10 protein-coding genes are annotated in these 12,023 nt (G+C 38.9%); 5 read left to right on the top strand and 5 right to left on the bottom strand.

Annotation, left to right across the window (positions count from 1 at the left end; translation table 11 throughout):
- Positions 1–10: 10 nt before the first annotated feature.
- The 5 genes from Q8M75_RS07250 to dndE all read left to right on the top strand — a co-directional run bounded on the left by Q8M75_RS07250 (position 11) and on the right by dndE (position 5,504).
- A complete protein-coding gene (locus tag Q8M75_RS07250; protein WP_305487869.1) occupies positions 11–247 on the top strand; it encodes an HTH domain-containing protein in 237 nt (78 codons plus the stop codon).
- A 235-nt stretch (positions 248–482) separates the two neighbouring features.
- A complete protein-coding gene (gene dndB / locus Q8M75_RS07245) occupies positions 483–1,574 on the top strand; it encodes a DNA sulfur modification protein DndB (RefSeq protein ID WP_305487866.1) in 1,092 nt (363 codons plus the stop codon).
- 1 nt (position 1,575) lies between these two features.
- Positions 1,576–3,168: a DNA phosphorothioation system sulfurtransferase DndC gene (dndC, locus tag Q8M75_RS07240; protein WP_305487863.1), complete on the top strand. Its 1,593-nt coding sequence runs from the start codon at positions 1,576–1,578 to the stop codon at positions 3,166–3,168.
- Positions 3,165–5,132, top strand: a complete 1,968-nt coding sequence (gene dndD, locus Q8M75_RS07235; RefSeq protein ID WP_305487861.1) for a DNA sulfur modification protein DndD — start codon at positions 3,165–3,167, stop codon at positions 5,130–5,132. Before dndC ends, dndD begins: the two co-directional genes overlap by 4 nt.
- Positions 5,133–5,504, top strand: a complete 372-nt coding sequence (dndE, locus tag Q8M75_RS07230; RefSeq protein ID WP_305487860.1) for a DNA sulfur modification protein DndE — start codon at positions 5,133–5,135, stop codon at positions 5,502–5,504.
- Between the two features lie 17 nt (positions 5,505–5,521).
- Here dndE and Q8M75_RS07225 read toward each other — a convergent pair whose 3' ends face one another.
- From Q8M75_RS07225 to Q8M75_RS07205, 5 genes are read right to left on the bottom strand one after another with little or no spacing between them, the layout of a single operon-like run.
- Positions 5,522–7,222 (bottom strand): Hsp70 family protein, encoded by a 1,701-nt coding sequence (locus Q8M75_RS07225; protein ID WP_305487857.1) that lies wholly within the window; start codon positions 7,220–7,222, stop codon positions 5,522–5,524.
- A 28-nt stretch (positions 7,223–7,250) separates the two neighbouring features.
- The gene (locus Q8M75_RS07220) at positions 7,251–7,742 is read right to left on the bottom strand and encodes a hypothetical protein (RefSeq protein WP_215314952.1); all 492 of its coding nucleotides are present in this window, start codon (positions 7,740–7,742) and stop codon (positions 7,251–7,253) included.
- Positions 7,739–9,763 carry an AAA family ATPase gene (locus tag Q8M75_RS07215; RefSeq protein ID WP_305487855.1) on the bottom strand — a complete coding sequence of 675 codons (2,025 nt, stop codon included), beginning with the start codon at positions 9,761–9,763 and terminating at the stop codon, positions 7,739–7,741. Before Q8M75_RS07215 ends, Q8M75_RS07220 begins: the two co-directional genes overlap by 4 nt.
- Positions 9,764–9,925 (bottom strand): hypothetical protein, encoded by a 162-nt coding sequence (locus tag Q8M75_RS07210; RefSeq protein ID WP_215314950.1) that lies wholly within the window; start codon positions 9,923–9,925, stop codon positions 9,764–9,766.
- A gap of 2 nt (positions 9,926–9,927) precedes the next feature.
- Positions 9,928–11,973, bottom strand: a complete 2,046-nt coding sequence (locus Q8M75_RS07205; RefSeq protein WP_305487850.1) for a DEAD/DEAH box helicase family protein — start codon at positions 11,971–11,973, stop codon at positions 9,928–9,930.
- Between the last annotated feature and the right edge of the window lie 50 nt (positions 11,974–12,023).

Here is a 12,023-nt window from a genome sequence, read left to right as displayed (position 1 = left end):
GGAAAAAAAGATGGCCACGATTATTGACGCAGCTTTGACTGTGCTTAAAACAGCAAACAAACCGCTATCAGCAGATGAAATTTATGTCGAAATATGCAAAAGCCAACTTTTCGAATTCAAGTCCCAAGATCCGAAGGCTATTTTAAAAGCACAATTAAGGAAGAATTGCCTTGGCTTTACAGGCAAATCTGCTGCTGAAACACCAAGACTAAAGCAGCTGATTGACAAAACATTTCAGATCCTTTGATGGCTGAAAGCGGACAAGACGGAAAGTTAACTTCAGCGGCGCTAAAGGTTTATTTGGCTTAGATTCTTATCGTAATTTAGACTTTTTAAAGCCCCCTATCCCCATCACTGTTAGTACGAAACAAAAAAATTTATTTGGATCATTGGGTTACATAGGGCTGTAAAGTGTTTGTTAAATACTTGACAAACAATTGACGTGTTTGTTAATATTTTGACAAACAAACATACATACATACATGTCAAATACAACAGACCACCACTTCACTTTTCCAGCAATACGTGGAATTCAGGCTGGGAGGGAATATTTTGTATCAATGTGCCCACTTGGCTTGGTTCATAAAATTTTCAAGTTTGACGAAGAGGAGCTTAGTCCCGAATTAAGAGCCCAAAGAATTCTTAATAAATCTAGAGTACCTGAAATTGCCAGGTATATAACAAGCAATCCAGATAACTACGTTTTTTCAGCAATCACTGCTTCAATCGATGGGGATGTTAAGTTCACAACCATCAACAATACCCCCGAAGCCCAGCGAAATGGATTCCTTCGAATAGATATGAATTCAAAAATAATCGTCAACGATGGTCAACATAGAAGAGCCGCCATAGAAATGGCGATTAAGGAGGACTCATCACTGTCGAGTGAATCTATCGCCGTGGTTTTCTTCATTGACAGAGGGTTAGAGCGTAGCCAGCAAATGTTTGCCGACTTAAATAGGCATGCAATACGGCCTAGTCGTTCACTAGGCTTACTTTACGATCATCGCAATGACATGTCAAAAATTGCAAAACTAGTTGCCCTAAAGTCAATTGCCTTTAAGGGGCTAGTAGAAATGGAGAGAAGTACACTTTCCGAGCGCTCTAGAAAGTTATTTACTCTAAGCGCTATCTATACGGGCTGTCACGCACTATTGGATGCGAAAGAGCTATCTGATGAAAACAATGCCTCAAAGCTTTGCATCACATTTTGGGATGAAGTTTCAAAGCACATCCCAGAATGGGAAATGGTTCAAAAAAGCAGGCTTACCGCAGGTGAGATACGTAAAGAGCTCCTCCATTCGCATGGAATAGCAATTCAATCTATCGGGATTGCAGGCAGTCAGCTACTAAGCGAGCACCCGAAAGATTGGAAGCAAAAACTCGCAGCCCTCAAAAATATTGACTGGTCTCGTAGCAATGCCAAAGTCTGGGAGGGTCGAGCACTTGTGGGCGGAAAAGTATCAAAAACTTACAATAACGTAACGTTAACAACTAATTTAATAAAACAAAAGTTGGGGTTAAAACTATCCCCTGAAGAAAAACGAACAGAAGAAGCATATAAACGAGGCTAAGATGGTTGAGAAAAAAATAAATATAGTCAATGGCTATCAAAAGTCGTCGTTTGATGCAGATGGGATTGATTCAGAAGTAGAAACAATTAAAGCCGATATTAAAAGACTTTACTTAAGCGACGCTCTGCCTTGGGTAATTGGATATAGCGGCGGCAAGGATTCCACTGCATGCCTTCAATTAATTTGGTATGCAATTAAAGAGCTTGAAGAGTCTCAGCGCTCAAAGCCTATATATGTCATCAGTACAGATACATTAGTTGAGAATCCAGTCGTTGCAATGTGGGTTGAAGTTTCTCTTGAGAAGATGAGACTTGAAGCAATCCAACAAAGAATGCCAATTGAACCTAAGCGTTTGACCCCGGAGCTACAAGATAGATTTTGGGTTAATTTAATTGGTAAAGGGTATCCGGCCCCCAGGCCCATGTTTAGATGGTGCACCAGCAGATTAAAAATTAATCCTTCAAATAGCTTCATTCTTGATGTAGTTGCGAAAAATGGTGAAGCCATCCTTGTTTTAGGCACACGTAAGGCCGAGAGCTCGACAAGAAAAAAGGTTATGGAAGGGTACGAAGGCTCTACTCGTGATTTATTGAGCAGAAATGGAAATCCAAAGCTAGATAGGGTCTGGATTTACCCGCCAATAGTTAGCTGGTCAAATGATGATGTCTGGGAGTACTTGGTAACCTACAAAAACCCATGGGGTTATGACAATAGCCAGCTTCTAAATATGTACCGCGGGGCAACTCAAGATAACGAGTGCCCTCTAGTAGTTGACACGTCAACACCTAGCTGTGGTGATAGTCGTTTTGGCTGCTTTGTTTGTACCTTGGTTGACAAAGATAAATCAATGCAAGCGATGATTAAGAATGATGATGAGAAAAAGTGGATGGCCCCTCTTTCTCATTTTCGGGATAACTTCCTAGATATTGGAATAACAGACTTTGATAAGCGCGACTTTAGAAGGATGGATGGCAGGCTTACCCTAATGGATGACAAGGATACTGGTGGCAAAAAACTTGTGCACGGCCCCTACCTCCAAAGTTATCGTGAAAAACTATTACTAGAGCTTTTAATTGCCCAAGAACAAGTAAGAGCAAGCGGTAGCGAAGGAACTGAAAAATTTCAACTAATTACTGAAGAAGAGTTAGAAGAAATTAGGCGTATATGGGTTAAAGATAAGAATGAAATTGAGGATAGAGTTCCGGAAATTTACAAAGAGGCAACCGGAAGAGATTACCCATTTGAGAGCGTGGATGAAGGCGCCCTATTCAATAGGAATGATATTGCCTTACTTAGAGAACTTGCCTCAAAAGACAATTCACCAGACGATCTTCACTACCAACTGGTAAGAAACTTGCTCAATATTGAAAGAAACTACTCCACAGCCACTAGAAGAGTTGGGATCTATGAAAACTTGGAAAAAGCACTTATAAACGGCGGATTTGAGAATAAGGATGAGGCATATCAATTTGCCCTTAAGAAATCACAAACCACAACTGACGACGAAGAACAAGTAAGAAATATGATGGAACCATCGGCTACATTTGAAGTCTCAGACCTATTTCCCCTTGATGAAGATGGGAGCAAGGCGTGATTTTAAATGAGCTAACTCTAGTTAACTTTGGCATCTACAAAGGTGAGCATACCGTTGAGCTAACTCCGACTTCAAAAAAACCCATTATTTTGTTTGGGGCATTTAACGGCTCAGGAAAAACGACCTTTCTTGATGCATTACAGCTTGTCTTATACGGCAAGACGGCAAAGACCTCGTCAAGAGGAAAGGGTCCTTATGAGGAATACTTAAAAAGCTTAATCAACCGCGATGTTTCACCAAAAAATGGCGCTGGTTTAAAGCTTACATTTACCACTAAACAAAATGGGAAAAAGGAAATAATAGAAGTTTCTAGAAATTGGTTTGAATCAAGCCCATCTAATATTAAAGAGGTTTGCGAGATTACTAGAGACGGCATTTTTGATGGAACAGCGTCCGAGCGCTGGCATGAATTTGTTGAAGAGTTTATGCCATCAGAAATCTCTGAACTATTCTTTTTTGATGGCGAAAAGATTGAAGGTCTTGCTGACCCCCTAAGGTCCTCAGCAATATTAAGAAGTGGTATTTACTCCCTTCTCGGCATTAATTCCATAGAAAGCCTAGCAAAAAGTCTCACGCAAATTGAAAAGAGAAAGGCGCTAGAAATTACCAAGGAATCGGGAAGCATTTCTATAGACTCAGAGGAAGCTTCTGCTAAGGAATTAAACTCAAGAAAAGAGCTTATTGGTCAAGAAAAAGCCGGGATTGCAAATCAACTAGATAGATTAACTATTGAGATTGCCAGAACTGAAGATGAGATGAAAATCTCTGGTGCCGATCTTTTGGCAAATAGACATGCCTTACAAGAAAACCTTGAAGTCCTCAAAGAGAGAAGAAAGAGATTAACGAATGAGCTTCTAGAGCTCGCCTCAGGTATGGCACCCCTTCTTCTTTTATCGAAGCAAATTGCTGAAATACGACAAGGGCTCAGCAAAGCTTCAGGTCATAACTTAAAATCTGCTAAGGCTTTTGAGGATGAAATCTCAACATTTAAGCAACAAATAACTTTATTAAAAGAATTAGATAAAGTTAGCAAAGATTCAGTATTTCAGCTGTTTGATAGAAGACTTGCACAAGTATTGGCTGAGGTATCTAGCTTCTCTACCGATATTGATGAAGCTCAGCTACCTTCAATAGATGAACTTTCTGGACTTAAAAAGTCTATTGAATCAAAGCTTAAGGAATTTGAAGTTATTGAGAATGAAATTGATGTCTTAAATAAAAGCCTCCAAGCCGTTCCGTCTGAAGAAAAAGTAGCGGATATTGTCAAAAATCTTACCGAAAAGCAGAAAGAGAAAACTAAACTTGAACTAAAGACAGAAGTTCTAGCTGATGAAATAAGATCTATTAATACCCAGTTGGAGCGCATCACCAAAGAAATTACTAATAAATTAGCCCAAATTGCAGATTTAGAAACAAGCCAAATTGTGAATCAACGGGTACTTAATCATGCACAAAAGGCAAAGAATACGCTTTCTAAATTTAAAGATGAACTTATATCCAAGCACCTCATTTCGCTAAGTGATGAAATATCCAAGTGCTTTCAACTTCTTCACAGAAAGTCCAAGTTTGGCCTCAGATTCGAGATTAATAAAGATGACTTTAATCTATTAATAGTAAAGCCATCCGGAGAGGTTGTTCCGGCCAAGTCTCTCTCAGCTGGGGAGCGACAACTTCTGGCTGTTGCAATACTTTGGGCATTAGCCAAATCCTCTGGAAAAACTCTACCAACTGTTATTGATACCCCGCTTGGTCGACTAGACGGTCCGCATAGACAGAAATTGATCTCAAACTATTTCCCCAAGGCCGGAAGTCAAGTTTTGATTTTTTCAACAGATGAAGAAATTACAAATGAACATTACGAATCACTCAAAGGTCACATAGCGCTTGAATACACCATTAATTACGATGAATCTACTGAATCCTCTGTATTCAGCAAAGGATATTTTGAGACTGCGAGGACCTAAATGATTGAAAATGTTCGAATCTCAGAAAAAGCAAAAATTCAATTAATTACCCTTAAAAGGCGAACCGGAATACAAAACTGGAATGTTTTATGTAGATGGGCCTTTTGCCTCTCACTAAGAGAGACGACGCCACCCCCCTTTGAAAATGTCATCGCAGATAGTTCGGTGGAGATGACTTGGAGAACATTTACTGGAGGACTTGAAAATCTTTATATGGCCTTGCTGATTTCAAATGCCAAGAAAAATGGAGTTTCCCTAGAAAAGGTGGAGCTAAATAATTATTTTAAGCTTCACCTGCATCGCGGTATCTCGTATCTAAATGGCTCGTCATCAGATTCAATTGAAAATTTATTGGCAAGTTTAATTAAATAACTATTAAAGGCCGCCAATTATCTAGTTACAGGTATGCCCCTGACAGAAAAATTCTCAGCATAGGCGTCGTCTGAAAGTGCTAATTGCCTTGCGACGACAGCCAAACCAGCGCCAACACTTTGCAGAGCTGAAATACGATTAATGACGACGCCAGCTGGAATGAGCTCTTTAATTGATTCAATTAAAGTTGTACATCTAGACATACCGCCCGTCAAAAATACTCTGTAGGCCTGACCATCCGCTAAATGTCCTTTAAAAACACTCAAAACATTACGCTTAATAATATTTAATTCATTTTCGTAAATGTCCGCTAAATCATTTTTTCTCAAATCCACCTTAAAAGGATGATCAAAAAATGGGAACTGAGCTTCATAGTTATCGATATCACTTAAAGCCTTCTTTGCATCCTCTGAAATTAATAAAATCTGATGCTGAAGTTGCATCCGAAACAGCTGATAAAGTCTTTCGAGCGGTAATGATTCGTCAGCTTGGCTAATATATTCATGAATTTCAATGCCACGTTTTCGAAAATTTGCCTGTTTATGAATATCTCTGGTACTGAGGGCATCCATTATTAGCTGATTAGGAAGCTTTTTGCCATCTCTTGATTCTGAATTTGCGCCAAGAAAAGGGGCAAACTTCTTTTTAGCTAAAATTTCATCGAAATCATTTCCCCCTACTCGCTCACCAACTGCATTCAATACATTTAGCTTTTCATCAGCCTCGGAATTGACATTCAATAAAATTATGTCGGTCGTACCACCGCCGACATCTATAACAACAGCTGGCGCACTAGAATCGAACATTGCCCTAGAAATAACTAAAGATGCCGCCATTGGCTCAATAACAAAATGAATATCAGTAAAGCCAGCTAATTGCGCTGCTTTCCTCATAATTCCTAAGGCTTGTTCATTATCGCCACTCGATTGAGCGCCCATATAATTAACAGGGCGTCCCAAAACTACGCCAGCAAATTCTTTGCCAAAATATACTTCGGAACGTCTTTTGATTTCCGTTAAAACTAATGCAACTATTTGAACAAATAATTGCTTGTGAACATCATGAAGCGAGATGCCCAAAAAAGCCTTGGGGGAGCGCATAAAAAAACCATTCATTGGGTTACTTTTATATTCATCTATAGCGCTCTGGCCAAAAAAACGGACTGTTTCGGGGTCATTCAGGGCCGTAAAGAATGTTTTACCCTCCATGGACTCCATTTCCTCGTCCATTAACTCCTGCTCCATTTTCGCCCTTACCTCGCTTCTAATGGAGTCAATATTTTTTAAGGGCTGAATAGATAGCCTAAGCTTTTTTTCTTCTTCCGCGACTTTGGTGTTCTCAAAGTTCTGCAAAATCCTATCGTAATCATCCCTGTCACGAAGGTAGGCATTTAAAGCCTTATTATATTTATCAGAATTCACAAAATCATAAGGCTTTGGCGCCTTGAGACGAGGACGATTGACCCTTCGAAAATCCTCCAACTTACTTGGAATAGAGCTAAAAGAATCATCGAAGCGGTTTTTATCACGCTTAATTGCCTCACCCACCCTCCTAGTTAAAGTATCCTCATTAAGGACTAAGCGCTCCTTATTTCCAATTTTTAAAAAAATCGCCGATGGCATTTCATGAGATTCACCCTCTAAAGGTACTAGCTGCAATTTTTTGTTATGGTCGATTATTCCTGCCAATGTATTAGTGGTTCCAAAATCAATGCCCAAGTACTCCATATTTATTAATTCCAATCAATTAAAAAATATCGATTTCTAAATCACGTACGTCATCACCCTTATCCTGCCGTAGGTTTGAGGTAAAGAAATATGGGGAATCTAGCGTATTTGACATGAGTTTTTCATTTAGTATTTCCAAGCCACCTGCCGCATATTTCTCAAAAATAGATACAGCTTTAGCTTCACCTTCTTTATTTCTAAAGAAATCTATAGTCGTATCTTTTTCTGCCAGCATAGGAATGAGGTAAAGATAGACGCTTAGCGACTGCGATGTAAATGTAGATAATGCAATTTCTTTTGTTTGTGGAGGCAAATCAATTGCGTTTCCAGCCTCGAGTCCAACACAGGCTGCTAAAACTAAGACTTCTACATTTAACTTATAAAGTGATTGGGAATTTTCTCCTTGTCCCACTCCATTCTTTAAGTACTCAACAACACGCTCATACTTTTCAGGCCAATAGACAGTATGGTCAAATGAAAAAAGGGTTTTTTGATTAAGCATGCTGGTCATAGCGCGACCTCCTTAATAACTGATTCATCGCGATCGCCATATTCATTGAGCGCAAAAAGCTTTCCGTGAATATCAATAGTCTTTGAAATCGATTTTTTAGGGCCTTTAGCACGTGAAACCAAGAGATATGATTTTCCAATTTTAGATTCTAATATTGACGATAGTTTATCTCCCCACTTATCACCGTCGAACATAAGTACCAGCTGACTTGCCAGCTCAGATAAATTTTTTGTAATGCCAGAGCGATATTCACTGTCCACAACTGAAAATGGAGCATCAAATATTAGAGGGGCAATAATAGGCTCAGATATCCACTCAACCTGACTAATTTTTGTTCGTCTTCCTGCCATTCCAACAATCGCAGCAATTACAGCAAATTTAAGCACATTTGACTCTCCAGTACTTAAAGATGCTATCTTTCCATCCGAGTCATAAACCTTGACGGCATAGGTATCTGGCTCAACTTTTGCAGTAAAGTTTTTTGTTAAATAGGCCTCTAAAACACCCGAAATCTCCTTATTTAGAGCATCCAATACTTCGCTTTCTTGGCGCTGAAATTGGCCCGCAACGTAAGTTTTTAGCTTGCTTACTTTTTGCCTTTCAGCTCTTAAGCTAGCTGTTTGTTTTTGTTGGGCAAGTATATTGTCTTGCTGAATTCGTAACTCTGGTATTTTGCCCTTCAATCGATCTATATTTGTTCTTGCAGAGCCCCACTCTTGATTCGCATTGCTTAATATTCCCTCGGCTTCAGCAATTTCTTGTTTTAACTTTCTGACTTCCGTGTTATCAATACCATCAATTTCCTCATTAGCTCTTTTGATAATTTGTTTTTGTTCTGCGATATCAGTCTCGCATTTTCCAATCTCCTCATCATGAAAAGCTATTGATGGGTCGAATTTTTTTGCTTGCTTTGCATACTCACCAATTTCTGCTCTAAAAGAGAATATCTTTTGCAATAGCTGACTTGTTGAAGCTTTCTCACATAAATCATCCAAATGCTTTTCTTCAGCGGAGCCTGGAAGAACAGAGGTTCCACAAATACATTTTTTTAATTGCTTTATATCTTCTATAAGCTTGGTGCCAAAAGGTGATGGTAACGTTTGCTCCTCTTCCTTTTGATTCAATACATCTATCAGACCCTCAAGTCGCCCCTCTAAAAGAACTTTTGGCATTGCCTCAATAAAGTATTCATTTCTTCTTTTTATGCTCTGTTTTCGTCTAGACTCAGCCTCAGAAAGCTTTCTTTCCGCTCGTTCTTTTCGCCCCTGAATTGGTTCAGCCTGCGCATATTGAGAAAGCCGTGAATTCGCATCAGCCCTCTTTTTTTCATTTAGATGTATTGTTTCTTTAAGTTTTACAACGTTAGCCTCATAACGCTGCAAGTCTTCTTCGTGCCTTTCAATAAGAGAGGTCAGACCATTAAGTTCCTCGTTATCTCCAGAGTCACTTTCCTTCCGGATATAGCCTCGCTCAATCTCAGTAAGAGTGCTCAACAATCTCTCGAGAGCTGAAAACCCAAATGTTTGGCGAATATCTGTCCTAAATTTCGAATCACCGTCCAGATGAAGCTGCCCTATGGCCTCACCATCAAATATGAACCAACTAGCCAACTTTCTTGGAATTAATTGCTCAATGAATGTCTTAGCCAACTCATCATTCATTGGAGTTAAAGAGCCAGTGCTTCTATATTCGTTTACTGAAATTTCTGTTTCAGATAGGCCTTGTGTATAAATTCTTCGAAGCAGGTAGCTCTTATTGTTATTAGTAAACTCTATTTCTACTGAACACGTCTTTTTCTTTTCGCCAATAGCAGTTTTGTTAATAATAGGATCAAGTTTATTGAATTGCTTCGTAAAGTCACCTGTAAATGCCCAATACACAGCATTTAACAAGTTTGTTTTTCCAGCACCATTGTCTCCAATTAAAATTGTGACTGGCTTTTCCTCATCAGTTGAGAAGTTAATCTCATGATGCCCATAGAATGTTCGAAAATTTTCTAGAGTGATTTTTTTAATAAACATTTAGAATTTCTCTTTACTAATTAACTCTCTAATTTCTTCTTTTAAATTATCTCGCTGCGGACGGCTTGCCTCGAGCTCCTTAATCTTTCTTAAAAATGATTGCGTTAATTTTTCAAGCTGAGAATCTTTATTTGATTCATTTTTATTGGCAATATCACTCATAATTAAACTCCGTCTAATATTTTTTCGCACTCGTCTTTATTTAGCGCATCCGATGCAAACATTCTTGCCCGCTTCATTTCACGGTTATAGAGCTTGTCTAAATCTTGATTGGTTAATTTAGGGCCAACCAAGATAAAATCAAATAACTCTGCAGACTCTTTTCCAGGCGATTTTCTTAAAACTCTACCGCGCCTCTGAATGCCCTGCCTTTCCTGACGCTGACTTGCGAGAATAAAGGCTCTACGACAATCCGGTATATCGATACCCTCATCTAAAATTCTCATAGAAGCAATTGCATCTATATTTTGTGCGCGTAAGTTAGCAATCGTCCCCCTTCTTTCTGATGGAGTATCTGCTGAGGTGATTCGCCCTACACGCCATCCTAATTTTTGAAGCAACATGGTCAATGAATCTACCTGCCTAATTCTTTCGCCATTTTCAAACTCGACATAACCCTCTCCGCAGTAAAATAAAGAAAACGTCTTGGATGAATTCTCTTTTAAAACATCTTCAAGCTTTGTTAATTTACTAACCATTGTCTCGAGCAAATGATCTAACTCGCCATAACTATCAAGATCTTTATTATTTGTTACCTTTTTAATAATCTCAAGATATCTTGCGGCTTCATTTTCGGTGAATTCAATGAGTATTGGATGATAGGTATATGGGCATAAATATTCCTGCTTAATAGCTTCGCTCAACTTAAACTCAAAAACTATTTCTCCGAAATATCTTTCCAAATATTTTTCTTCATCAAGCTCATATGGTGTGGCTGATAGCCCCAACCTAAAACGAAATGACGTAGGCAAATAATCGATTTGATTTTGTCTATTAAAGTGATGGCACTCGTCAACAATGATCATCCTTGAGCCAGGCTTTCCGTTGAGCCTCTTTAAAAGATTTTGGAATTTATCGTCCCTAAATGATTTATTGACGCAGACTAAAACGGGTAATTGTGCCTTTGAATCACTTGAGACTAAATGAGCCTGGATTATATTTTCTGCACTTAAACTCCAATTTTCCTGTGAGTCATAGACCGACACAGTAGCTATACCCTTCTCACCTAACTCCTGAACCCACTGTCTTGCTAACTCTAAATAGGGAACTGTAATTACAGCCAGACCACGATCCGTTCTACTAAGAAATCTTGTTAAAGCTTCAATCGAGGTCTTCGTTTTTCCAGTTCCAGTTGCCATGGTTAAAATACCTTTGTAGTCATTTTCCTTCCATGCATTTAAAGCCTCTTCCTGGTAGGGCCTCAACCCCGAGGCAGGTTTAGGTGCCTCTGGCTCTGGGGCGATTACCGGCTTAGGTTTTCTGGGTCTCTCAGATGGCGATAACTTACCAATCTTTTCTATAGCCTCCTTACTCAAATTGAATACTTCAATATGAGGATTTTCCCTCGACCAATCTGTATTTACATCCAAAACGAGGTTGTTTACCCGCCGAAGGTCCTCGTCAAGCCAGCTTTTAAATACTTGCGCACTTTCCGTGTTGTATTGATAAGCAGAATCACTTTCATTTATAGAGCCCTCAAACGCAACTATTGAATCATCCTCAAAAACAAAATAACCAACTTTCACATGGTATAAATTTCTGTCATCAGACTTCTCATCAGGAAATTCATAGTTTTTAGGAATGGCAAACCTAAACTCTAGTTGACCGGTTGCTATTAAATAAGACAAAAGCTGCGAACGATAATCTCTACGCTCACTATTCATGCCAAATCCAACCGCAGTCAATACAATATTGTCAGCCAACTGTTGAATAGTCTTTTTACGTTGATCTGATGTAATACTTCCTTTTAGTATTTCCACTAAATGCCTATCGCTAATGACAGGACTACAAATTATTTCAATTTTTACTTTATCGTTGATGACATGATCCATGGCCGCAGACCATGACATAAGCGCACTACTACTAAAGTAAGCAGTTCCCCGACGATAAAGCTTACATTCAGATAAGCAAGCGCCTATCAAATCTTTGCCAATATTGTCATAACCATTTTTGTATCTATCTTTCAATTGAAAGATTATTTCGCTTGGCATTATTTTTAACCTGGTAGTTAACTTTTTAGCACCGAAATACTACTGTTATG

This window comes from Polynucleobacter sp., assembly GCF_030693775.1.
GTDB lineage: Bacteria > Pseudomonadota > Gammaproteobacteria > Burkholderiales > Burkholderiaceae > Polynucleobacter.
Note: the sequence above shows the minus strand (reverse complement) of the source record. Positions and strands in the feature narration are given on the sequence as shown.